Raw genomic sequence first — 24498 nt, 5'->3', positions numbered from 1 at the left:
CGGACCCGGATGCTAGCCCGGCGCCAGCGCCACGGTGGCGCAATCGGGAGGAGGGCAGCATGTTCGAAGCAGACGCCGGCAGGCGCGAAGCCATGTCGAAGGTCGACACGGCCTGGTTGCGCATGGAGCGGCCAACCAACCTGATGATGATCACCGGGGTCATGATGTTCTCCGGGCCGCTGGTGCCGGCCGCCATCAAGCAGCTGCTTGGCGAACGTTTCCTGGCCTATCCGCGGTTTCGCCAGAAGGCGGTCAACACGCCCTCCGGTGCCCACTGGGAAACCGATGTCGATTTCGATCTCGACTGGCATGTCCGCGTGGCCGCCTTGCCCGGCAAGGCCGACAAGATCGAACTCGAGAATTTCGTCGGTGAACTCGCCTCCTCGCCGCTCGATCACTCCAAGCCGCTGTGGCAGTTCCACGTCATCGAGAACTATCGCGGCGGCAGCGTGCTGGTCGCGCGCATCCACCATTGCTATGCCGATGGCCTGGCCCTGGTCCAGGTCATGCTCTCGCTGACCGATACCGCGCCGCATCCCGAAAAGGAGGCGGAGCTGGTCAAGACCTGGCTCAAGCACGATGGCGGCAATGTCTGGCAACGCATGCTCGAGCCGGCCCAGGCCGGGCTCGGCAAGGCGCTCAAGGTCGGCACCAAGGTCTACGAAAAGATGACCGCGATGATCAACGACCCGAGCATCGCCGCCGACGTCGCCCGCGAGGGCGGCGAGATCACCCGCGAGCTGGCCAACGCGCTGCTGCTGTCCGACGACCCGCAGACCTCACTCAAGGGCCCGCTCGGCGTCATCAAGCGTGTCGCCTGGGCCGAACCGATGCCGCTCGAGGAAGTGAAGACGCTCGGACGCGCGCTCGGCTGCACGGTCAACGACGTCCTGCTCGCCTGCGCCAGTGGCGCGCTCCGCGGCTATCTGCGCGATCGTGGTGAAGACGTCGACGGCATGACCATCCGCGCGACCGTGCCGGTCAACCTGCGCCCGCTCGAACACGCCAAGAAGCTCGGCAACCATTTCGGACTGGTCTTCCTCGAATTGCCGATCGGCGAAGCCAATCCCCTGCGTCGTCTCGAACGGGTCGCGGCCTGCATGCGCGAACTGAAGAGCTCGCGCCAGGCGATCGTCACGCTCGGCCTGCTCGGTGCCCTTGGCATGGGTCCGCAAGCCCTGCAGGCACCGGCGCTCGAGCTGTTCAGCCGCAAGGCGACCACGGTCGCGACCAATGTTCCCGGCCCGCAGCAACCGCTCTACCTGACCGGCGTCGAGGTCAACGAGTTGATGTTCTGGGTTCCGCAATCGGGCTCGATCGGCGTCGGCCTGTCGATCCTCAGCTACAACGGCCGCGTTCATTTCGGCCTGATCGGCGACGCCAAGCGCGTTTCCGATCCCGATGCCGTGACCGCGCGCTTCGCCGAGGAATTCGAGAAGCTGCTGCTGATCACCCTGATGGAAGACTGGGAGTCGGACATCGCCGCTGCCGATGCCGAAGCGACCCTGCAGCACAATCTCTAGATTCCACCCAGGTCGATTGGCCCGCGCCCGCAGCAGGGCCTTCAGGCTCAACGACCTTGCGCTACCCCTGCAGGAGCGCCTTCAGGCGCGATGCCCTTCTTCACCTTTCGAAATGGCATCGTGGCCGAGTTGCTCGCGCAACGACGGCGCCTTCATATCCCACGCATCGCTTCGGACATCATGGTGCAAGCGGATCAACGCCATCGCCGAAGATCCGGTCCGAAGCCCCGGCCAACTCGGCCAGCACGGCGACACTGGTCCTGAGAATGGCCCCGCCCATGGCCTGCGCATTCGCACCGACGTGATCGCTGGTGTCGGTGCTGCGGTGGTAGTACGGGTAGACGTCCCAGTCGTTCTCGATCGCGAGCAGGGTCTTCTTGCCTGCATTCAGATACGGTACGTGGTCCGAGCCAAAAGGGTTCGTGCTCAGGGTCACGCGCAGTTCGGGTACATAGGCCGCGGCCGCGTCCGCAAACTGGTTCAGGTAGGCACTCCAGGTCGCGCCACTTTCGAACAGCACGTCGAGCGTCGTGTCGGCGCTGTACCCAATCATGTCCATGGTGACCACGGCCTGGACCCTGGCCAGGTCGCCGGAAGCCTGCAACGCCTGCACGTGGGCCTTGCTTCCATACAGGCCCTGTTCCTCGCCGGCATAGCACATGAACAGGATGCTGCGTTGCGGCCGGTTTGCAACCAGGACCCGGGCCAGCTCGATGACGCCTGCGCACCCCGAGGCGTTGTCTTCCGCGCCCGGCGTGTTTGTGGTCGAGGACAGGCTCGAATTGCGCGAATCGTAATGGGCGCCAACGATGATCCATTCGTCGGGCAACCGCGTTCCGTTCCAGCGACCGATCACATTGTTGACGTTGATCTGCCCACCTCCGCTGCCTGGCATGCTGAAGGCCGGCGCGCTGACCTCGAGTCCGATGGTGCTGAAGCGCCCTTCGATCCAGGCCCGAGAAAGTGCCAGTTCGGGCCCGTAGCTGGAACGGTCCCATTGGGTCAGGCTGTCGAGATCGGCGAACCAGCGGGCCGGATTGATCGCATCGACCAGCGGCACGATCAGGGGATCGGCCGCGGCGCCATCGGGTTGCGGCCGCACCCGATGCGCGATCACGCTGTTCGGCTGCACGGATTGCCATTCGCCCTCGTGTTCGCCGGCTGCCGCCGCGGCGCGGGCGCTCTCGGCGCTGTCGAACTCGCGCAGTTCCCAGCGTCCACCTTGCGCGATCATGCGCCCGGGTGTCGTCGTATCGCGCTGGCAGCCGCGCGCGTGCAGGCGCATGCGCTCGATGTGGAAGGCGTCGATACGGCCACGCACCGCGCCATCCGCATCGAATGTGCCCAGCTCCCCCGAATTTCCCACCACCACGAGCCGGTCGCCCATCTCGAGCCACCAGCGAACACCCCGGGCCTGTTTCCATGCTGCCAGTTCAGTACGGTCGGCCGATTCGATATCGACGACCAGCGCGCTCGGCGCGGGCATTTGCGCGGGCGGCACCGGTGCATCGATAACGGGCATGTGAACTCCTGTGGCCGGGGAGGGGTCGGAAGTAACCAGGATTGTATGCGCAAGCCCTGCCATGGATCGATGCAATGAAAGTTCCGATCGTCCGGTCTAGGTCTGTGACCACGTGGCCGACTGGCTGCGTCTGTTGCCGGAACGGTGCGGCTCCCTCCCGCCCATAACCGCACCGATTCCGGCGCTTTTTCCTGCAACGCAGGCGATGTCATCGCGGCGGCGGTTATCGCGCCGATGCGTCGCCAGCAACCCATTCCGTTTTGGAGGTCCCTGCATGAATCGTCGTTCCGTGTTGCGCAATCTCGGTGCGCTGGTGGTCCTGCCGCTGCTGCCGTCCTGTTCGAATGCCGCCGACTCCGGCACGGCGCCTGCGTCCGGCAAGGTCGTTCCGCTCAACAAGCCGCACGAGGAATGGCGCGGTGTGGTCAGCGATGCTGCGTACGACGTATTGTTCGAGGAAGACACCGAGCGCGCATTCAGCAGTCCGCTCAACGACGAGAAGCGCGAGGGCACCTTTGTCTGCGCCGCCTGCCGACTGCCGCTCTTCGACAGCACCAACAAGTTCGACAGCGGTACCGGCTGGCCGAGCTTTACCCAGCCGATCGCCGGCCATGTCGAGACCAGGCGTGATTTCAAGCTGGTCTGGCCTCGCACCGAATATCACTGTGCCCGCTGCGGCGGCCATCAGGGCCACGTCTTCAACGACGGCCCGCGACCGCGCGGTGAGCGCTGGTGCAACAACGGGCTGGCCCTGGAATTCGTGCCGAACGGACAAGCCCTGCCAGCCCTGAGGAGTTGATCATGAACACCCTGAAGAATCGATTGATTTCACGCTTCACCGGCCTTGGCCTGGTGTTGCTGATGGCGGCAATGGGTGCCTGCGCGGGCCCGACCGACGAGCCGTCCGCGGCCCCCCCTGCGGCCGGACGGACCGAAGTGGCCATCTTCGCCGGCGGCTGCTTCTGGTGCATGGAGCCGCCGTTCGACAAGGTGCCCGGCGTCCTCTCGACGACCTCGGGCTACACCGGCGGGCTGGCCCCCGATCCGACCTATGAGCAGGTGTCCGCCGGTGGCACCGGTCATGCCGAGTCGGTCAAGGTGGTATTCGATCCGACCCGGGTCGACTACAAAAAGCTGCTCGACGTGTACTGGCACAACGTCGATCCGTTCGCGATCGACCAGCAGTTCTGCGACCACGGCGACCAGTACCGCACCGCGATCTTCACGACCACGTCCGAACAGCAGCGCCTGGCCGAAGAGAGCAAGCGCGAACTCGAGGCCTCCGGAAAATTCAGCCAGCCGGTCGTCACCCAGATCGTGCCCGCTTCGACGTTTTATCCCGCCGAGGGCTACCACCAGGACTACTACAAGAAGAATCCACTGCGCTACAAGTTCTACCGCTACAACTGCGGCCGCGATGCGCGACTCGAACAGATCTGGGGCAGCTCGGACCACTGAGCTGCCGCCACGATCGGAACCTGCGCCGGGGACCCGGCGCACCACCAACCCGGCGCAGCGGACACTCCGCCGCATTCCCCCTCACCGTCGTCCCGGCGCAGGCCGGGACCCAGTGACTTTTCCGCAACCGCCACGCACTGCTTGATCTCCCGAAGGCGTATAGCCCAGGCACTGCCGAAGCCGTCCTTTCGCCAGCCTCATCAGCCAGTGGATTGCTGAGCCACCCAGCGCTTCTCGTGTAAACGCCGCGCGCTTGCTCGTCGGCCATGCGCTCGCCAACCATCAAATTGCGCGATACTGGGCACTGCCCGGCGAACCGAGACGATCCGAATGAAGCTGTCACGCATACCCGTTCTGTTGGCGATCATTGCCCTGGTGCTCCTGATCGCGTCCGGGCCGGGCAGCCGCCTCGGCTGGTGGGAATTCCGCACCGGCTTTTCGATGATGCGCTGGGCCGTCTATCTCGGCCTCGGTGCCGGCGTGCTGGCCCTGCTGTTCCTGGTCATTCCGCGAACCCGTCGCGGCAATGCCGGCACATTGGCCTTTGGATTGATCCTCGGCCTCGCCGCATCGGCCATGCCCCTGTATGGGCTGTCGCAAGCGAAATCCCTGCCGATGATCCACGACATCACCACCGACACCCAGCGCCCACCGGAGTTCGTCGCGGTATTGCCGCTGCGCGCCAACGCCGCCAATCCGGCCGAATACGGCGGACCCGAAATCGCCGCCAAGCAGGCCGAGGCCTACCCCGACATCCGCACCCAGCATCTCGACGCCGCCCCGACCGATGCCTTCAACAAGGTTGAACAGGTCGCACGCGACATGGGCTGGGAGATCGTCGCCGCCGACGCCACGGCGGGCCGCCTGGAAGCAACCGACACCACGTTCTGGTATGGCTTCAAGGACGACATCGTCATTCGCGTCGAACCCGAAGCAGCCGGCAGCCGGATCGACGTGCGCTCGGTTTCACGCGTCGGCTTGAGCGACGTCGGCAAGAACGCCAAGCGCATCCGCGCCTTCATCAAGGCCCTCGGCAGCCAGCCTGCTGCCGGCTGAGCCGAACTTTGGTCTATTTTCCAGTGGGCCGTCGAGTGGCGAGCCTCGGCGTTGTCGCGGACGAGCAGCCCAAGGGACGCCCGGGCATCGCAGCATGGCCACGATCGATCAGGTTTGTCTGGCGCTGGAGCCGTCTGAGCTCCAGACAACCGGGGGACACGCACCATTGATTCTGGAGTGTCAGTGAATCCGTTTTGCTCTGAGTCATGCCACCCGCCCGACGGCGTTTTACCCGAGACCCCGCATCAAGCATGAACGAAGTTACTTGCGTTGCGTCTCGAAGAAAAATATGATTGGCGTCATATGAAGCGCTCCACCTCCCGATCCAAGCAAGCCACCCACGATCGCATCGTCGACGCCGCTGCGCGCGCCATCCGGCGTAGCGGTTACAACGGCACCGGGGTCGCCGAGATCATGAAGGATGCCGGCCTGACCCACGGCGGCTTCTATGCGCATTTCGACTCGCGCGAAGCGATGCTTGCCGAGGCGGCCGACCGTGCCGGTGGCGAGAGCGTGGCGATGATGCAGGAGATCGCGGCGAGGTTGCCGCCGAATCAGGCGCTTGCGGCGATGATGCGGGCCTATCTGTCCGAGGAGCATTTCGAGGCGGTGGAGACCGGTTGTGCAACGGCTGCGCTTTGCTCCGAGATGCCCCGCCAGGCACCTGAGGTCAGGCGCGTCGCCACCCGGCGTATCAAGGAAATGATTGACCTGGTATCGCGGCAGTTTCCGGACTGGGGGCAGCCCGAGGCCCATGAGCGCGCCCTGGTCACCATCGCGACCATGGTTGGCAGCCTTGCATTGGCGCGTGCAGTCGATGATTCGCGGCTCTCGAGTGCGCTGCGTGAAGCTGCGTTGAAGCACCTCAGCCCTACCGATTCCTGATCCATGCCGGTGGTGGCACGGGTCTTTCGCTGCGCAGACGAATATGATGTACATCATATAAAGGAGTTTCCAATGACGATCAAAGGCTCCATTGCGCTGGTCACCGGCGCTTCCTCGGGTATCGGCGAGGCGACCGCACAGCGGCTCGCGCAGGCCGGCTACCGGGTTTATGGCACGAGTCGCCGCGGTGCCTCCTTGCCCCGGCGCGAATTCGAAATGCTGCCGCTCGACGTGACCAGCGATGAATCGGTCGGAGCAGCCACCAGCGAACTGATGCGCCTGGAAGGCCGCATCGACGTGCTGGTGAACAATGCCGGCTTCGGTGTCGCACCCGCTGGCGCCGAGGAGAGTTCGATGGAACAGGCGAAGGCGATTTTCGAGACCAACTTCTTCGGATTGATCCGCATGACGCGTGCCGTGTTGCCGCACATGCGTCGCCAGGGCCAGGGCCGCATCATCAACATCGGCTCGGTGCTTGGCTTCCTGCCGATGCCGTACGGGGCACTGTATGCCGCCACCAAGCATGCGATCGAAGGCTATTCGGAGTCGCTCGATCACGAACTGCGCACGCGCGGTATCCGTGTATCGGTCATCGAGCCCGCGTACACGAAGACGAAATTCGATGCGAACTTCCTCGCCCCAGACGCCGAACTCGAGGAGTATCGTGCGGTTCGGACGAGCCTGGACGAGGTGCTCGCGAAAGTCATGGCCAGTGCTGACCAGCCGAGCGTCGTCGCGGAAGTCGTGTTGCAGGCGGCCCGGGCCGCTCGGCCGAAATTGCGCTACCCGGCCGGCGGACTGGGGAATCGATTGCGCTTGCTGCGCCGGTTCGCGCCGGCCGGCCTGGTCGATGCAGGCATTCGAAAGGATCTGCGCCTCGATGCCAGCAGGGCGATGCGGTCATGAAGGCCTTCATTCTCGACGGCTACAGGAAGAAGGCGGTCTTGCGCCTTGGCGAAATGCCCGAACCGAAAGTTCGTGACCGTGATGTCCTGGTCGCGATCCGCGCGGCAGCCCTGAATCCGCTCGATGCCAAGATCAGGGATGGCGAATTCAAGCTCATTCTGCCCAATCGGTTCCCCCTCATCCTTGGCCATGACCTTGCGGGCGTGGTGGTCAGGACTGGGTCCTCGGTGCAGGGGTTCAAACCGGGCGACGAGGTATTTGCGCGTCCGCGCGATGGGCGAATCGGGGCGTTTGCAGGGCTGATCGCCATGGACGAGGCCGACGTGGCTTTGAAGCCCCGAAGTCTGAGCTGGGAGGAGGCCGCTTCGATTCCCCTGGTCGGTTTGACTGCATGGCAGGTATTGGTCGAGCGTGCCAATCTCAAGCAGGGACAAAAGGTCCTGATCCATGCCGGGTCTGGCGGCGTAGGCAGCTTCGCCATCCAGTTGGCGAAGTACCTCGGCGCCAGCGTTGCGACGACGACCAGCACGGCCAATGTCGACATGCTCAAGAGCTTGGGCGCCGATGTCGTCATCGATTACACGAAGGCCGACTTTTCGGAGCTTCTGAGTGGCTACGACGTGGTGTTCAACAGTCTCGACCAGGCGACACTCGAAAAGTCGCTGAAGGTGCTCAAGCCCGGCGGCCGACTCTTCTCCATCTCCGGGCCGCCCGATGTCGCATTCGCGAAATCCATCGGCGCGCACTGGTTCCTCAGGCAGGTCATGCGACTGCTGAGCCGCGGTATCCGCAGCAAGGCCCGGCGACGAGGCATCGACTATTCCTTCGTCTTCATGCATGCCGATGGCAAGCAGTTGAAGAAAATCAGTGCCCTGCTCGAGTCCGGTGCGATCAGACCCGTAGTGGATCGCGTCTTCCCGTTCGCCGCCCTTAATGAGGCGATGGACTACCTGGAGACAGGGCGCGCCCGGGGCAAGGTTGTCATCGCGATGGACTAGTCCGCAGACGGGCCGGATGATCGGATCGAGCCCAGCCCCTGCTCGAACCCGTCGACGAAAAGCGTCGGACCCGAAAGTAGAAGGACTGGGGACTCGCCCGATTCGCGAGAAAGCACGGCGCCCGGGAAGCCCACCTTTGCAGGAGGTACCAGGACCAGGCTGATCGAGGTGCTTCCCGCCAGCAAGGCTGCCTGCGTTGCGGCCGTGACGTCGAGATCGACGACGCCACCGCGGCTGGTTGAGGGAATGCTGCGGATCAAGGTGCCAGGTGCCGGTGCGTTGGCCCAGTTCAGTGTCGCTTCGCTCCAGGCGCCCGGGCTGGCCAGATAGGCAAATCCCGCACCAGCGCCGTTTGGCGTCGACTCCACGCGATAGACCAGGCGGACACGCTCGAAAAGCCCCGCTGCGAGACCGCTCAGATCGAAGCGCAGATAGATGCGTGTGCCAGTCGCCCATCGAAGGGCCGGATCAGCACCGAAATTTGTGTTCGGTTGGGTGTTGTCGACATGCGCATCGGCGCTGGCAGTCCGTGTGATCGGTGCGGCGCCGCCTGCAGGAAACAGCCAGCGGGCGAACGCATACTGGGTGGCAAGGTAGGCATCGAGCCGGTCGGCGACTTGTTGTTCGCCGCCGGCCGAGGGATGGGTGAGGTCAGCTTCGAGATGCAGGGCAGGATCCCAGAACAGGCCGTCCGAACGCGGGCTCAGTCCGTCGGCCCAGAGATAGGGGCCCCACGCCAGCCACGGCCGGGATTCGGTCCCCGCGGAGATCGCATCGACCTGACTCCTGATCAGGTCCTTCACCGCGAATGCGGTCTCGAAATTCCACGGTTCGCCGGCGCCCCAGATCCTCGAGGAAAGCAGAATCACCTGAAGATTCGGGCAGTGCGCCTGCAGCACATCGACGATGCCAGCCAGACTTTGCTGCAAAGTAGCGGCGCCTGTCGGAAAGACACCTGCGCCACCCTGGATGGATTGCTTGAGCCAGACCGCCTGGACCTGGTCGAGGCCCAGGCCTGCCGCGGCGACGCGCTGATCGAAGAAGTTCCAATAGGGCTCGCCGGGCTCATCCATTTCCGTGGCATCGATGCCGCCCTGGGCCGCATCGACCAGGACCACGCGGGCGTTGTGCCGGGCGCCATTCGCAGCGAGCCAGGCAAAGCGTCCCCATTCCTGATTGGCATTCGACATGCCGACGGCAACAAAACCAATCGCCGGCGCCGATGAGGGCAGCAACGCCGACCCCAGCGGGCGTATCGCATTCGTCCGGTTCAGGCCGTATGCCAGATGAGCGCCACCAGGCAGATTGGCACCGCCTGGATAGAGTCCAGGTTCGCCAATGCCGAGATACCAGTGCGTCGGGTTGTCGATATCGCGGTCCGACAGCGGCAAGGTCTGCGCCGAAGCGCAGCTCGCAATCAAGCAGAGGATCGCTGTTGCCAGCGTGCGCGCGCTCGCCGCGTATCCGGTGCAAGGAGCCGATATGTCCATTGACATGGGACTTTGTCCTCCAGCGGTGCAGGCAACGCGCTGCCAGCAGGCGAGGGACTGGCCGCGACCGCGCTCCCGTCGTTGCGTGCCGTCTGCTTCGCTGGCGCATTCGAGCGTGAGCGGCACGACGAGCACGGTCAATGCGCAAACGACCCTGTCTGCCCGGTGGCCGACCGATGGCACACGATAGCCGACCGGCGCGCCCAGTCGGACCCGAGCGGCACGGGCCTGGAACCGCAGCTGCGACGAGCGGCCGCCGCTGCCGTACCAAGGGTGCGCAGTCGGAATCATGGGCGAATCTGCGTGGTCACTGGCGAATGGCGTGGCCCTTCGGCCATCGGTGAGGTGGCGCGTGCATCGCGCAAGCGGCATAAAACCGCTGCCTGTGTCCACAAGAAAACTTGTTCGTAAATGCATGCTTTGGTCGGATCTCTGGCATGGTGTAGCATTGCGCATCGGTCCAGAAGTAAACCTGCGGTTCGTTTGAAAGCGGACCAGAATCCGGGGAACCCAATGCCGCGCAAACCCCTCCTTGCTGCGACCATCAGCCAGTTGTTGATGCTACAGGCCGCCCATGCCTCGACCACAGGCGGTGTCGCGGCTCCGCAACATTCGGGGATCGTGCAGGGCGGTCCGGATTTCGTGGTCAATGCCGCGGACGATGCCGGCAATGGATCCTGCGGTGTTGCAGTCGGTGAATGCACCTTGCGCGATGCGGTGCTTGCCGCCGAGAGCAATTCCGACGCATCGGTCATCACGTTCGATCCGACCGTGTTCGCGACGCCCGGCACGCTTACCCTGAGTAACGGTGAGCTGGCGGTGAAATCGTCTACGACTATCAGTGGACCGGGCGCCAGCCAGCTGACCATCGATGCCGGTGGACAATCGCGGATATTCCACTTCGCCGATCTGGCGTCGCCAAACTCCGCACTGGACAGCGTCAACGCGATCAGTGGCCTGACCCTGACCGGAGGCAATGGCGACGGCAGCGCGCCTGATCCCGGCGGCCGCGGCGGAGCGATCCGCAGCGTCGCCGAGCTCGCGCTGGACCAGGTCCATCTGGTCGGCAACACGACCGCGGCCGATGGCGGCGCAATCTGGTCGCGCTTCCGCGACGTGACCTTGATCGACAGCACGTTGTCCGGAAATACGGCGGCGTTCAAAGGAGGCGGCCTGTACACGCGCGACAATGCCGCGACCGTCATCAACAGCACGATCAGCGGCAATGGCGTGACCACCGGCAGCGGCAGCGGGGGCGCCATTCTCTCGAAGGGCGGCTCGCTGGCGCTGGCCAACAGCACGATCACTGGTAATACCAGCCTGGTCTCCGGGGTCGATGCGAACTCGGGTAGCCTGATGGGCACAATCGTTGCCAACAGCAGTGGCGCGGATCTGAAAGGCACTTTCGTTGTTGCGGATTCGCTGATCGAGGATCCTGGCACTGCCACCCTCAATACCGTGTCGAACACCTTGTTGTCGGTCGGGCCCAGGCTCGGTGCGCTCGGTGACCACGGCGGGTCGACGCCGACCCACCTGCCCTTGCCCGGTTCTCCGGCGATCGATCATTTCTCCGGGTGCAGTGGCACGGATCAGCGCGGCGAATCGCGTCCCTTCGGTGCGGCTTGTGATATCGGCGCGGTCGAGGTGCAGGAATCGGGGCAGGCGGGTGCCGACTTTGTCGTCAATGCCAACGACGACCTTGGCGACGGCTTCTGCGGTGCGGCGGTCGGCGAGTGTACCTTGCGCGACGCCGTGATGGCCGCCAACGGCGATCCGGATGTATCGGTGATCACGTTCGATGCGGGCGTCTTTGCCAGCACGCAAACCAATACATTGACGAAGGGCCAGATCCTCGTGGCCTCGCCGGTAACGATCATCGGTCCCGGCCAGTCGTTGCTTATCCTGGATGCCCACTCGGCATCGCGGCATTTTCTGATCGACGATGGCATCGACGCGAGCCTCCTCGATGTTGCGTTGTCGGGCATGAGCTTGATCGGCGGATCGGTCAGTGGATCGGAATCGGGCGGAGCACTCAGGAATCGGGAAAACCTGGTGATCGATTCGATCTCCTTCAGTTCGAATTCGGCCAATAATACCGGCGGTGCGCTTTTCTCTGCAGCCCCGGGAAGTTCTACTTTTTCCTTGAGCAATGCCACATTCAATTCAAATCAGGCGAATGTCTCCGCCGGTGCCGAGATCCAGGCCGGAAGCGGAAGCGTCGTCGAGATTGCCGATACGGAATTTCAGGGCAATGTCGGAAGTTCGAGAGGTGGCGGCCTTGCGCTACTGCTTCAGGGTACCAGCCTGGATGTTCATGACTCGGTATTTTCCGGAAACAGCCTGCGCTGCAGCGATTGTCGCGGAGCCGGTCTGTACGTCGAAGCCAGTGCTGGTGTCACCGATCTTTCCAGACTGCGCATCCTGGACAACATTGGCGCAGATGTGCCGTCAGGACCGAGTTCCACTGCCCGCGGAGGCGGCTTGTATCTGTCCCAGACCTCGGGTTCATCTTCAATCTCGGAACTGACCCTCTCGGGTAATCAGGCCGCCGGCGATCCGGGCGGGCTGACTGCGAATACTCGTGGCGGCGGCGCCTTCATCAGCGCCGACCAGGCCACGGTCACCCTCTCACGCATGACAGTTTCGGGCAACTCGTCGAGGCAGAGCAGCGGTGGACTGTATCTCGCGGGTTCGAACAATGCCGAGCTCTCATTGCTCGATTCAACTGTGTCTGGGAACAGCAGCTTGCGTCTCGGCGGCGGTGTCCATGTCTCCGTGGATGCGACTTCGGTGGTCAGCATCGAGGGCAGCAGCATCATCGATAACGCTGCAGGCACCGGCGCGTCCAGCCCTGCGCCGGCGGGTGGCGGATTGTTCTCCAGCGGCAGCGGTAGCCTGAATGTCTCCGCGACCGTTCTTGCGCGCAATTCGGATTCCTCGGCCAGCCCTGCGCGAGATATCCGCAGCGAAGTTCCCACGTTCGGCCTGGTGAACAGCCTCGTTGGAGACAACACAGGCTCGGGTCTGGCCGGCGCGCCGATCGGTACCCCGGACGTCAACAACAACTTGATCGGTGATCCGCTCGGCGCCGGTGTGATCGATCCGCGCCTTGGTCCGCTTGCGGACAACGGTGGCCTGACCCTGACCCACCTGCCATTCGCTGATTCGCCGCTGATCGATCGCTTCAATGGTTGCAGCGGAATCGACCAGACCGGCAACCCGCGCGGTATCGTGGTCAATGGCAATCCTGCGCAAGCCTGCGATGTCGGCGCGGTCGAGTCTTCTGGCGACCTGATATTTGCCGACGGCTTCGAATCGGCGGTGATGGTCGTGGCTTTCGAGAAGCATGCCGCGCATCTGGGCCGTGCGCAGATCGAGTCGCGTCTCAGGGGCGCGGGTCAGAACAACCCCGTGCAGATTCTCAAGACGACCGCGGCACCCGGCAGCGACGCGCTGCTCGTGGTCAACGCACGCCAGCATGGCGCCACGATCGAACTGCAGCTCAACCGGTACCTCGACGGTGAGTGGTTGCAGGGTGCGTGGAAGGTGGCGGGTTCCGGTGATGTGATCCTGCGCTGGTAGCGCGACGTTCGAGCGGGTAGGAGCCAACGGGGTACAAGCGAGACCGCGCGTGTCGGAATGGGATGCGCGAGGATGCCCGACCCGTTCGCTCTTGCAGTCCGGCTCGCCAGGAACGCCATACCTGTTTTTGGAAGAAGGACTTCATGGGCTTGGCGGCCGGTGGCAGGAGCGCCAGTTGGCACACCCTCCCATCAACCGTTATTTGGCGCATTCCCGATGCCTCGGCCGGCGATACCGATGCTCGGATACCGAAATGGCGGGTGCTCAGTGCTGTGCGGGTTCCGCAGTCGACACCGGCGTGGCTTCGGGCTTGGCCTCGAGGTCGCCGACCTTTACGACGCCAGTCTGTTCCTCGAGCTTTGGATCATAGGGGGAGTCGGCTTCCCGCAGCTCGCGATAGACGATCGAGCCGTCGATCTGTTTGCCTCCAAGCACGTCCGAGACCGTCGTTCCGACGCTGGCCGACGTCTGGTCGGTGATCTCGTGCTTCTGCGATGTGCCGCGAATATTCCCGGGATCTCCCACCTTGAGCCCACCGATGAATCCCAGGCGGGATCCGGTTGCACCAAGCTTGGCCTCCTTCCATCGCGATCTGGCGCGTTTCATCGCGCTTTCATCCGCGTACATCGGCATCAGTTCCTTGAGCACCTGCTCGGCCTCGTCGACCTGTTCTGGCGTCAGTGCCGCGGAAATGGCGTTGCGTGCCGCGACATAGTGTTTGTCGCTGCGTTCGGCGGCCAAGGCCGCCCAAGCCAGGGCCCGGGGCAAGTCGGCTGCGACGCCCTGGCCCTGGGCATACATGACCGCGAGGTTGAACTGCGCGGGTTTGTACGCGTAGGAAGCAGCGACCTGGTACATCTCGATCGCGAAAGTGTACTGACCCTTCTCGAACGCCTTGGCTGCCTTGTTGAAGAAGTAGAGTCCCGGACGGGCGCTGTCGGGCGTTTCATTGCCGTCATTTGTCTGAACGACTCCGGATGAATCGGCGTTGCCCGCGGCGGGCATGCTGGCCGGTACCTCCGTCCCAGGGCCCGTTTGCGCGAATACCGGGCTGGCAGGGTAGAGCAGTATCGTGAACATTCCGGCATGAAGCCTTGATAGAGCGCTCATCGGAGTTTCTCCTTTCGTGGACAAATACATTCGCGGCGGCAGTCGGATCTTGGTTGCTGAATGGCGCGGTTCCGCGCGCTCGCAGCCGAAACACGTGTTCCCGGCAACGCGGCCAAGCAGACGGCATCCGTGCCACGGGCTCTCTGACAGCCAGTGGACGTCGACACCCGTGTTTATCGCTCTGGGGCGAACATCGGGGTCAAGTCAAACTACCTTGACCGAACCTGCTAGCCTGCGCGCTGCAAGGGCACGCAACGGCCATGCAAGGCGCTGGATCTTCGTGGATGGAACGGGCAACGGCGCCATCACAAATGTCGCATGGCCGGCGGCTGCCCGGCAGACAAGAACTGCAAGGGATCTTCCTCGGCCTCCGCCACGATACGTTTTCCGGCCGGTGACAGAAGCCATCGGCAGATCGCCGCGCTTCGCAGTTCTTAACAGTAGCCACATCAAGCGCTAATCGGCTGCGTCCACAGTGGGTTCCGCAATTCATCCCAACTCGTGGAGTCGTTGATCATGAAATTCGTCGACAAGAAGCTTTCCGTGGGCCTGCTCGTCGGTGCGCTGATGGGTGTTGGTGGAGCTGGACTCTATGCGCATGCTGGCCACATGGACCGGCATGGCATGCGCGCGCACGGCCGGCATTCCACGACTGGCAGCCCCGAGGAACTGGCGCAACGGGCGCGCGAGCTCGGGGAGCATGTCTGCGCCACGATCAATGCCACGGTCGATTGCCCGGTAACGGCAATCAGCGACGAGGCGGCGAACGACCTGGATGCCATGTCGGCTTCATTTCAGCACGGTCAGGAGCAGTTGCACGACAGTCTGACGGCTGCCAACTTCGATCGCGCCGGCTTTGCGCGCATCCAGGCCGGGCAGGCCAGTGCGATCGAGGCGAGTGCGATCCGCTACATGCAGTTTCTCGCCGATGCCGCCGCCGCCCTGTCGCCCGAGCAGCGCCAGATGTTCTCGCGCAAGGGTCACGCGGAGCAGTAAGCTGGGGTGCGCGCCTGCCGCAGGCGTCAGTTGGGTCCGCAATGACGGTTCAAGTTCTGCTGCTCGAGGATGACCGGCGCCTGGCCGGGATGATTGCCGAATATCTCGGCCAGGCGGGTTTTCCCGTACACAGCGAGACCCTCGGGCGTCGCGCCCTGGAACGGCTCAAATCTGGCGGTATCGAGGCTCTGGTGCTCGACCTGACCCTACCGGATATCGACGGGCTGGACCTGTGTCGCGAGATCCGCATGCAGTCCGGACTCAGCGCCCTGCCGATCATCATGCTGACGGCCCGTGGCGATGCCGCCGACCGCATCGTCGGACTGGAGCTGGGCGCCGACGACTATCTGCCAAAGCCGTTCGAGCCGCGCGAATTGCTGGCCCGCCTGCGCGCAATCCTTCGGCGTTCGGAACGGGGGCAGGTCGGAGGCGGGGAGGCGATACTGCGCTTCGGCCGTCTCGAGATCGACTGCGATACCTACCAGGTGCGGCTGGGTGGCGAAACCCGAAGCTTGACCGCGCATCAGTTCGCCCTGCTCAGGCTGCTCGCCCGGAACGCCGGCCGGGTGCTCAGCCGGGACTGGCTGCTCGATGCGCTGAGCGGCTCAAGGGCGGAGGGTTTCGACCGCTCGATCGACGTGCACGTCTCCAAACTTCGGGCAGTCATCGAGGACGATCCAAAACGGCCGCGGCGGATCCTGACCCTGCGCGGCGCCGGCTATGTCTTTGCCAGAACGCAGGACTGAGCCTTCCATGCGCCGGTTTCCGCTTTTCCGCCGCTTCTATCTGGTCCTCGTCGCTGCACTGATCCTGTTCGCCATCGTCGGCGTGACCATGCGTCACACGATGGCCGAGCCGCTGCCCTTGCCGCTTTGGGCACTCCTGTTCGTGCTCATGGCGATGTTCATCGGCCTCGGTTCGTATCCGTTCGTGCGCCGATTGACCCGTCGCCTGTCACGCCTGCAGCAGTCCGTCGCTGCATTCGGACGGGGCGAGCTGGGCGTGCGAGCCGTCGTCGAGGGCGGGGACGAAATTGCCGAACTCGCGGAGGGATTCAATCTCGCCGCCGACCGCATCGAAACCTTGGTCGCCGCGCACAAGCGCCTGCTGGCCAATGCCAGCCACGAACTGAGAACACCGCTGACGCGGATTCGCATGGGCATCGAGCTGCTCGGTTCCGCGGACGACCAGCGCCGGTCCGGACTCGCCCTCGACCTGCGCGAACTGGACGACCTGATCGAGGAAATCCTCCTGGCCAGCCGGCTGGAGGCCTTGCCGGCCACCGACGGTGCCGTCGAAGAACTCGATCTGCTAGCGCTGGTCGCCGAGGAGTGCGCCCGCTTCGGGCAGGTCGATCTCGACTATCCCATCAGCGATGGGGGCAGGCATGCGCAGTGGTTGCAGGGCAACCAGCGCTTGTTGCGTCGCCTCGTGCGCAACCTGCTCGAGAATGCGCACAGGCACGGCGCACCACCGATTTCAGTTCACCTCTGCGTCGATGGGGAATCGTTGCAACTGCGTATCACTGATGCTGGCCCCGGCGTCGACGAGGCCGATCGCGAGCGCGTCTTCGAACCGTTCTTCCGGGCCGGAACGGCCGAGGAAAACATCGGAAGCGGCCTCGGCTTGTCCCTGGTGAGGCAGATCGCCCGACACCACGGCGGCGACGTCCACTGCCGCGGGCGTCCCGGGGGCGGAAGTGAGTTTGTGGTGCAGCTTCCCCGAAGCTTGCCCGGCGCATCGCATGGAGAGGACGACTCGGCCCTGCGGTCCGAATAGTCTTGGCAGTCCGGGAATTCCTGTCCCGGCCGGAAGCAGGCGGCCCAGGCCATCCGGTTCCAGGCGCAGCTTCGTGGCGGCCCTCCGCCGATGGACAGATCGGTCTCAGGCCTGGATCAGGCGCTCCTGATTGCAGCCGCTGCAGACCGGGTTGAACGTAGGCGCAAATACACCGTGAACGTGGGCATGCCATGCGTATGGCTGTCGCGCCCTCGCTCGGGCCAGCCGGTTCCCGCGAGGGCCTGATTGCCGATGATTTCGCTGACGGCGCCGAACCAGGCCTGTTGCGACCCGTCGGGAGATGACGCATTCCGGATTGCCGCGTCGATTTTCGGCTCAATCCGGGTCGACACAGCAACTGCTGGATTGCGCACGCGCATTCGGCCCCCATGTTGTCAGGCTTGATCGTAACGAGACTGGTGCATGAGTCTGGACACCCGGCAGGACCGTCGCGATGTCGTGAAGCGCAACCATCGACTGGGCATCGTGGCCATGCTGCTCGCCGTGCTTGGCGGCTGCGCTACGCCAAGCGGACCGCAGCGAAATGTGCGGCACCCGGAGGAGGTGCGCGCGCAGATCGTGCGCCTGCTGCCTTTCGGTACGCGCGACGCGCAGGGCTGGGCAACCGACATCTACGCCGCGTTTTCCGCGCTGCGCCTTGCTCCCGATGACTCGAACCTTTGCGCTGCCCTGGCCGTGATCGCGCAGGAGTCATCGTTTCACGCGGATCCAGTCGTGCCTGGCCTGGCGGCCATAGCGGGTGCCGAGATCGATCGGCGTGCCGGCGACCTGCACATCCCGAAGTTCGCGGTAAGCGCGGCACTGCGCCTCAAGTCGCCCGATGGCCGGCGCTATGACGAACGCATCGCTGCGGTCCGCAGCGAACGAGAACTGAGCCGCATCTACGAGGACGTGATCGGCAGCGTGCCGCTTGGCAGGCGCCTGTTCGGCGATGCCAACCCGGTCCGTACCGGCGGACCGATGCAGGTCAGCGTGGCGTTTTCCGAGGCGTACGCAGGCGAACACTCCTATCCGTATCCGATCGACGACTCGATCCGGCATGAGGTATTCACGCGACGCGGCGGACTGTATTTCGGCATTGCCCATCTGCTTGCCTATCCGGCCCGCTACGAACAGCCGCTGTATCGATTCGCCGATTTCAATGCCGGCCGGTATGCCAGCCGGAATGCCGCATTCCAGGCTGCAGTCAGTCGCGCTTCCGGCATCCCGCTTGCGCTGGACGGCGACCTGATCCGGCACGGCCGCGAGAATTCGTCCACACCGGTGGGCGCTACCGAACTTGCCGTGCGCGCGCTGGGGGATGATCTCGAACTCAGCGACGCGCAGATCCGTCGTGACCTCGAAATGGGCGACCGCCCCGAATTCGGCGACTCGCGGACATACCGCAGGGTCTTCGCGCTCGCGGAGCAAATGGAAAAAGGCTTCCTGGCGCGGGCGCTCGTTCCGCGCATCCACCTCGAAAGCCCGAAGATCACGCGCAAACTGACGACGCGATGGTTCGCTGAGCGTGTCGACCAGCACTACCAGTCGTGCATGGCCAGGGCGGCCGGACAGGGCCGATCCGGAAAACGGTCTTCCGCGAGCCGATCGCAGGCCCGCCGCTGAGGCAATGCTTCTCCCCACGACCCGGGCATTCGCGATGCGTGGTCCGTCGTTGCTGCCCGCTGCGCACCACTCCCGCAGGCGGCCCGTGCGCCGCCAGCGGCAACGACCGGATTGCTTGACCCAGGTCAAGCTGGACGGCCCCGTTTCGCGCTCCAATGCTGGGGGACAATGGCAATCGTGAGGATCATCGAATGTACAAGGACATCCTGGTTCCCCTGGCGAACACCGCCGCGGATGATCTCACGCTTGCATACGGCATCGCGTTGGCACGCGAGCATGACGCGCATCTCAGCGCATTGGTGACCGTCGCCCTGTCGATACCCTTCGGCTTCGAGATGACGAGTTTCCCGGCCGAAATCTACAATCAACTGCATGAGATGGAGCGGGCACGTGGCGAGGCGCTGGCGCAACGGATGCGCGAACGACTCCGTCCGATGGACATCAGCTGGGAGGTTCGATGCGTCGAATCCCCGATGTTGCCCACGTTCGACGTGGCCGTCATGCATGCCCGGCACGCCGATCTGACGATCGTCCCGGGTGCGGTCGATCGGGCCGACTACGCGAATGCGACGTTTGCCGACCTGCTGACCGGGTCAGGCCGGCCGGTTCTGGTGTTGCCGCCCAAGCACGAAGCACGATCGTCGTTCAGGCAGGTCGTGGTGGCCTGGCAACCGACCCGCGAAGCGACGCGCGCCGTCCACGATGCGCTGCCGATCCTGCAACGGGCGGCGCGGGTCGACGTGATCGTGGTCGATCCGAAGGTCGACGACGCCCATCATGGCGAAGCGCCCGGTGCGGATATCGCCACCCATCTGGCCCGGCACGGTGTACACGCCAATGTGGTCGCGCTTCCATCGATGGGCGCGACGACCGCGCAGGCGATCATGCGCTTCGTCGGCGAATCCGGTGCGGACCTGCTGGTCGCCGGCGGCTATAGCCACTCGCGCTTGCGCGAACACGTCTTCGGCGGCGTCACCCACGGACTGTTCTGGCAGTCGCCGTTCCCGGTGCTGTTCTCCCACTAGGGAGGCTCTGAACGCCACCCTTGGTCCATTGAATCAAATTGCTTGGGCGACGCCTGCCTGAGCGCAGCTCTTTGTTGCGCCGCCTTGAAAAACGGCCGGTCTGTCTGCGTCGGCGCGCCGCGATCTGCACGCAGGCAGGCGTCGTGACGGTTGCGCCACTTGTTCAGAGCCTCCCTAGCATCGGATGTCCGCTCGGGTTCCCTGAAATCCGGTTCAAGGGTGCAGAGCGCACAGTTCCGATTTCTGCTTGAGCCTGGCATGCGCCGGCAGGCGGCTGCGGATTGCGCAGCCGCGTCCTGTGCTTGCGCTATCGAGGCAGGTCGAAGCTGTCGGTGAAGATCCTGTCCGGCAAGGGCGGGCCGACGCGGAACGTTGCCGGTGTGGGCGGTCCACCGTTGTACGCGCTGTCGATGGCCTCGATGGTCCAGAGGTACCCACCGTCCGGCAGACCGGTCAGCGTCCAGCCGCTGGCACCGCGCAGGCTGCCGGACTCGGGGATGCGCCTTGCGACCTGGATTGGCGCACCGTTGCGGTAGAGACGCAGGTCGTAGGTCAGCGCCCCGGCGGGTGTGAGGTCGTCGCTGGCGGCGTCCCATGTCAGTGATACGGTGCCATCGGCATTGACCTGTGAGGTCAGCGAGGTGGCGGCCGAAGGCGGCAGGTTCTGTCCCGGCGCGCTGTTGACGTAAAGATGCATCTGGGTCTCGATCAGGCCATTGCCGCCCGGTACGAAGTAGGAGCCGGCGATGAAATAGTCGAGGTCGCCTTCGCCATCGATGTCCAGCCAGCTGAAAGAGCCGCCACTGAATCCCGAGGCGCGCGGTGCCGGCAACTGGTTGCCGGAGTCGACGAAGTTGCCGTTGACGTTGTCATAGACCTTGGCCCGCCCCTCGATTTGCGTGCCCGAGTTGTAGGTTCCGGCGAGCAGGATGTCGATGTCGCCATCCGAGTCGTAATCGGCCCAGGTCGCCGCGCTCAGATCGAACCAACCCTCGCACATGACGCAGGCGATGATCTCGATCGGAACGAAGGTCTCCGCCTCGTTTCGATAGACGCGAAGGACGGTGTCATAGGTGCCGTCGGTTTCGCGGACGTTGCCGGCAACGAGGATGTCGAGATCGCCGTCGTTGTCGTAGTCGCCCCATTGCGCCTCGCCGTGCTCGACACTGAGCGTGCCGAGGATGTCCTCGCCGACGAATACGCCATTGCCTTCGTTGCGGAAGCGCCGGATGTAACCACGACCGCTCAGCGGGGCGAGATGCACGACCAGCAGGTCGAGGTCCTGGTCACCGTCGAAGTCGGCCCAGCTCGTCTGCACGTGGTCGGATTCGCCGAGACCCGCATCGACTTCGCTGAAGGTCCATCCGCCGCTGCCGTTGGCGCCGTCGTTCCGCATCAGCGCGGTATGCGATGTGAACGTCGTCTCGTCCCAGACCGACGGCAGCAACAGGTCGAGGTCGCCGTCGTTGTCGTAGTCGGCCCAGGATATGGAATTGAGGTCGAAGTCGGACTGACCGTTGTCTTCCCAGTAGCCGGGTAGGGCCGTATTCGTCGGGACGAGGGTTCCGGCGTCGTTTCTGTACAGCACGGTCTGGCCATCGCTGCCGGCGACGAGATCGGGATCGCCATCGCCGTCGACGTCACCCCAGGCGAGATCCGATGCGCCGGCAGTCAGGGTTCCCAGCGGCAGCTCGACGTAGCTGAAGTTCCACTGCGTCTCGCTCAGAGGTCCGTCATTGCGCAACAGGACCAGCTGGTCGACCGCACTCACGTTGTAGACCACGTAGTAGCCGAGTACGACGATGTCGAGATCGCCGTCGCCGTCGACGTCGGCCGGCGCGGCCGAAGTAACCCAGAAGTCCTCGTCCTGCGGCGTGACGAACAGCGGGTCGAGCGGGGTGACTTCGACGAAGTCGCCGAAGATGCCGCCCGGTCCCGGTTGCACGACGATGACGCGCAGCGTCGAATCGGTAGCGCCGTCGTCATCGGTGACGGTGAGGCGCACGAGGTAGGAGTCGGCGGACGCGAACGCGTGCATCGGGTTCTGTTCGACTGACGTTGTGCCATCGCCGAAATCCCACAGCCAGCTCGCGATGGTGCCGTCATTGTCCACGCTGGTATCGGTCAGGGCGACCGAGAGACCGGTCGTCAGGTAATTGAACGACGCCTGCGGCGGCTGGTTGACCGGTGGACCGGGCGGTCCGGAAAAGTGACGAATCACGCCTCGCCAACCACCGATCCAGGCATCGCCTGCGGGGCTGGCGGCGAGACTTCCGAAGGAGCCGAAGCTGATGCCGCCGGAGTCCATGACGGCCCAGTTCGCGCCACCGGTTGCCGAGTACAGGAGCTTGCCGTCGGCCGTCGAGACCCAGAGCTCGTTCGCACCGACCAGCGCGATGTGGGTCAGGTCGGCGCTGCTTTCCGGCACCGGCAGCGTATGCCAGGTTGCACCACCATCGTCGCTGCGCGCGGCGTAGCCGGATCCACCGACTACATAGCCGGTGTCGGTATCCCAGAAATCAATATCCCGGATGGAGAACCCGGAGCCGGGGAGTTGCACTTCCGTCCAGGACGCACCGGCGTCGGACGTGCGCTGGAGGATGCCGTAGCTCGCCACGGCCCAGCCGTTCGCACCGGCGAAGTCGACGGCGACATAGGTGCCCAGGAAGTCGGTGACCGGCGTCCAGAAGTCACCACCGTCGAGCGTATGGAAAAGGGCCGCACTGCCGAATCCCTGGCCGACGACCCAGCCCTGGGTCGGCGTCTCGAAATGGAGGTCTGCTGCGGTCAGATCGACGGGCGCGGAAATAGCGGCCGTCCACGAGGCGCCGGCGTCGGTGCTGCGGTAGACGATGCCTTGCTGGTCCACGGCCACGGCGGCTTGTGGCCCGACAACCTGGACATCTTCGAGATCGGCGGTGCCGAGCGTGGTCCGAATGCGCCAGGTCGCATCATCGGAAGCGCGGGTCAGAACGCGACCGCCCTCGCAGACTGCAATCAGGTCGCCATTGGGGAAGCGATCGAGCGCGAGAATGCCGTGGCCCGTGCCGCTGGAAATCTGCATCCAGCTGGCGCCGGCATCGGTCGTCTTGAGGATGAACCCGGCGCCGAAACCGAAGTAACCGGTCTGGGCATCGACAAACACCGGCGCGCCGCTGTCGAGGAAGCCCGGCCGCGGCCCGGGCGTCGCATACACCCGGGTCCAGTCGAGGCCTGCGTTGCTGGATCGATAGAGATCGCCGGTGCCGTTGGACGCAATCACAGCCGAGGCACCTGCCATGCTGAATGCCGGTGCAGCGGCGAATGCGTCGGCAGGAATCGCTTCACCGAGATCGGTCCAGGTCTGACCGCCATCGGCCGAGCGAAACAGGCGGTCGTCGTAGTCTGGAAACGTGCCGCTGCGGCCCGAGGCCAGCACAACGTCTTCAGAGACGACGAACAGTTGCGTGCGACCCTCGGCATTGGCGCCGACCGACCAGGTTACGCCGGCATTGGTCGAGCGTACGAACGCTCCATCGACCACCGCAATGGCGACCGTCGGTGAGAGGAAGGCGACCGAATCCGCGGCGCCAGTGAATACAGGGGCGAATGTCCCGCCACCATCCGTGGTCCGGTAGAGGCCGGTCGCGGACGCACCGAGGCCGGTCTGTGCGTCGACGAACGAGTAGGTCGTGATGTCTTGCGGAGACGCTTCCCAGGTCAACCCGCCATCGCGGCTTGTCTGGCTGCCGAAGTTTCCGGTCGCGACCCCGAAGTCGGGAGAGAAAAAAGTCATCGAATAGGTCGAGCCGAGAAGTGGAAGCGGTTCCCAGGTCGCACCGCCATCGATCGTGCGGTAGTTGCTGTTGCCCCAGGTCCAGCCGCGCTGGCTGTCGAGGAAGTGGATTCCATACAGGCTGTCGCCGAGGCTGGCCGGGATGTTGCGCTGGGTCCATGTGGCGCCGCCGTCGATGGATTCGAACAGGGCGCCGCCGTCGTCGAACGAGTCATCGTCGGTCGCAAGGTAGATCCTATCCGGCGCGGGTGCCGCTACACCGTGTATGTCCAAGTGGGTCGGCAGCGGACTCTCGGTGCTCCATTGAGCCCACGCCGACTCAATCGGCAGGAACGCCAGCAGCGCAGAGAGCGTCAATGCGCCGATGCGACGTTCGTTGCGTCGATTCGGGCCGCCTGCGATGAGGAAGGCGCGATGGGTGCGGGACATGACCGGATTCCTCGATGATTGCCAGCAACAGCCGGATCGCGTTGCACCCGTGGATAAATCGAAATGGGGCGATGGGGTCGGCGACCCGGACCTCGGAACTCGGAGGCAGTGTCCCGCGGAATCACCTTGCGAATTCAACGCTGGGTGATTTTCCCCCGCGACTCTGGTCGTCGCGCGCCTTTCGCGGGCGCGGCCGGGTGCGTGCGCGACGTCGTCCAGCTGCGATGACGCCTGCAATGCGCCCACCGCGCCCCCTTTGCAGTTGGCCGTGCCGTGAAAGGAGCCGAGGACGCATCCACCGCTGCGGCAGGAGTCGGCTAAACTGTCCGGATTCGCAT

At 64.5% G+C, this 24498-nt stretch carries 17 protein-coding genes; 13 read left to right on the top strand and 4 right to left on the bottom strand.

Going from position 1 to position 24498, the window contains the following annotated elements; all coding sequences use genetic code 11:
* Window positions 1–59 precede the first annotated feature (59 nt).
* On the top strand, window positions 60–1523 hold the full coding sequence (locus BM125_RS01280; RefSeq protein ID WP_092404091.1) for a WS/DGAT/MGAT family O-acyltransferase: 1464 nt from the start codon (window positions 60–62) through the stop codon (window positions 1521–1523).
* Window positions 1524–1701: 178 nt separating this feature from the next.
* Here BM125_RS01280 and BM125_RS01275 read toward each other — a convergent pair whose 3' ends face one another.
* Window positions 1702–3045: a M28 family metallopeptidase gene (locus tag BM125_RS01275; protein WP_175497814.1), complete on the bottom strand. Its 1344-nt coding sequence runs from the start codon at window positions 3043–3045 to the stop codon at window positions 1702–1704.
* A gap of 274 nt (window positions 3046–3319) precedes the next feature.
* On the opposite strand from BM125_RS01275, the gene msrB reads away from it, so the two are divergent.
* The 6 genes from msrB to BM125_RS01245 all read left to right on the top strand — a co-directional run bounded on the left by msrB (window position 3320) and on the right by BM125_RS01245 (window position 8348).
* A complete protein-coding gene (msrB, locus tag BM125_RS01270; RefSeq protein ID WP_092404089.1) occupies window positions 3320–3844 on the top strand; it encodes a peptide-methionine (R)-S-oxide reductase MsrB in 525 nt (174 codons plus the stop codon).
* Window positions 3845–3846: 2 nt separating this feature from the next.
* Entirely contained in the window at window positions 3847–4503 is a 657-nt protein-coding gene (msrA, locus tag BM125_RS01265; protein ID WP_092404088.1) for a peptide-methionine (S)-S-oxide reductase MsrA, read from the top strand.
* A gap of 330 nt (window positions 4504–4833) precedes the next feature.
* Window positions 4834–5559, top strand: coding sequence for a DUF1499 domain-containing protein (locus BM125_RS01260; protein ID WP_092404087.1), 726 nt, complete (start codon window positions 4834–4836; stop codon window positions 5557–5559).
* 303 nt (window positions 5560–5862) lie between these two features.
* The gene (locus tag BM125_RS01255) at window positions 5863–6444 is read left to right on the top strand and encodes a TetR/AcrR family transcriptional regulator (protein WP_092404086.1); all 582 of its coding nucleotides are present in this window, start codon (window positions 5863–5865) and stop codon (window positions 6442–6444) included.
* A gap of 72 nt (window positions 6445–6516) precedes the next feature.
* A complete protein-coding gene (locus BM125_RS01250) occupies window positions 6517–7350 on the top strand; it encodes an oxidoreductase (protein WP_092404085.1) in 834 nt (277 codons plus the stop codon).
* Entirely contained in the window at window positions 7347–8348 is a 1002-nt protein-coding gene (locus BM125_RS01245) for an NADP-dependent oxidoreductase (protein WP_092404083.1), read from the top strand. The genes BM125_RS01250 and BM125_RS01245 overlap by 4 nt, the downstream gene beginning before the upstream one ends.
* Here BM125_RS01245 and BM125_RS01240 read toward each other — a convergent pair.
* Window positions 8345–9844 carry a CBM96 family carbohydrate-binding protein gene (locus tag BM125_RS01240; RefSeq protein ID WP_175497812.1) on the bottom strand — a complete coding sequence of 500 codons (1500 nt, stop codon included), beginning with the start codon at window positions 9842–9844 and terminating at the stop codon, window positions 8345–8347. The genes BM125_RS01245 and BM125_RS01240 overlap by 4 nt on opposite strands.
* A gap of 507 nt (window positions 9845–10351) precedes the next feature.
* Here BM125_RS01240 and BM125_RS01235 point away from each other — a divergent pair.
* On the top strand, window positions 10352–13420 hold the full coding sequence (locus BM125_RS01235) for a choice-of-anchor Q domain-containing protein (protein WP_092404079.1): 3069 nt from the start codon (window positions 10352–10354) through the stop codon (window positions 13418–13420).
* Between the two features lie 264 nt (window positions 13421–13684).
* Here BM125_RS01235 and BM125_RS01230 read toward each other — a convergent pair whose 3' ends face one another.
* A complete protein-coding gene (locus tag BM125_RS01230; protein WP_092404077.1) occupies window positions 13685–14500 on the bottom strand; it encodes a sel1 repeat family protein in 816 nt (271 codons plus the stop codon).
* A gap of 546 nt (window positions 14501–15046) precedes the next feature.
* Here BM125_RS01230 and BM125_RS01225 point away from each other — a divergent pair.
* The 5 genes from BM125_RS01225 to BM125_RS01205 all read left to right on the top strand — a co-directional run bounded on the left by BM125_RS01225 (window position 15047) and on the right by BM125_RS01205 (window position 19956).
* A complete protein-coding gene (locus BM125_RS01225; protein WP_092404075.1) occupies window positions 15047–15526 on the top strand; it encodes a hypothetical protein in 480 nt (159 codons plus the stop codon).
* 41 nt (window positions 15527–15567) lie between these two features.
* Window positions 15568–16272, top strand: coding sequence for a response regulator (locus BM125_RS01220; RefSeq protein WP_092404073.1), 705 nt, complete (start codon window positions 15568–15570; stop codon window positions 16270–16272).
* A 7-nt stretch (window positions 16273–16279) separates the two neighbouring features.
* A complete protein-coding gene (locus BM125_RS01215) occupies window positions 16280–17305 on the top strand; it encodes a sensor histidine kinase (RefSeq protein ID WP_217647781.1) in 1026 nt (341 codons plus the stop codon).
* A gap of 492 nt (window positions 17306–17797) precedes the next feature.
* Window positions 17798–18931, top strand: a complete 1134-nt coding sequence (locus BM125_RS01210) for a DUF1615 domain-containing protein (protein WP_092404153.1) — start codon at window positions 17798–17800, stop codon at window positions 18929–18931.
* A 191-nt stretch (window positions 18932–19122) separates the two neighbouring features.
* Window positions 19123–19956 carry a universal stress protein gene (locus tag BM125_RS01205; RefSeq protein WP_175497810.1) on the top strand — a complete coding sequence of 278 codons (834 nt, stop codon included), beginning with the start codon at window positions 19123–19125 and terminating at the stop codon, window positions 19954–19956.
* A gap of 307 nt (window positions 19957–20263) precedes the next feature.
* Here the strand turns inward: BM125_RS01205 and BM125_RS01200 are convergent, their stop codons facing one another.
* On the bottom strand, window positions 20264–24160 hold the full coding sequence (locus BM125_RS01200; protein ID WP_175497808.1) for a YCF48-related protein: 3897 nt from the start codon (window positions 24158–24160) through the stop codon (window positions 20264–20266).
* Between the last annotated feature and the right edge of the window lie 338 nt (window positions 24161–24498).

The organism is Dokdonella immobilis (assembly GCF_900115085.1).
Classification (GTDB): domain Bacteria; phylum Pseudomonadota; class Gammaproteobacteria; order Xanthomonadales; family Rhodanobacteraceae; genus Dokdonella; species Dokdonella immobilis.
Note: the sequence above shows the minus strand (reverse complement) of the source record. Positions and strands in the feature narration are given on the sequence as shown.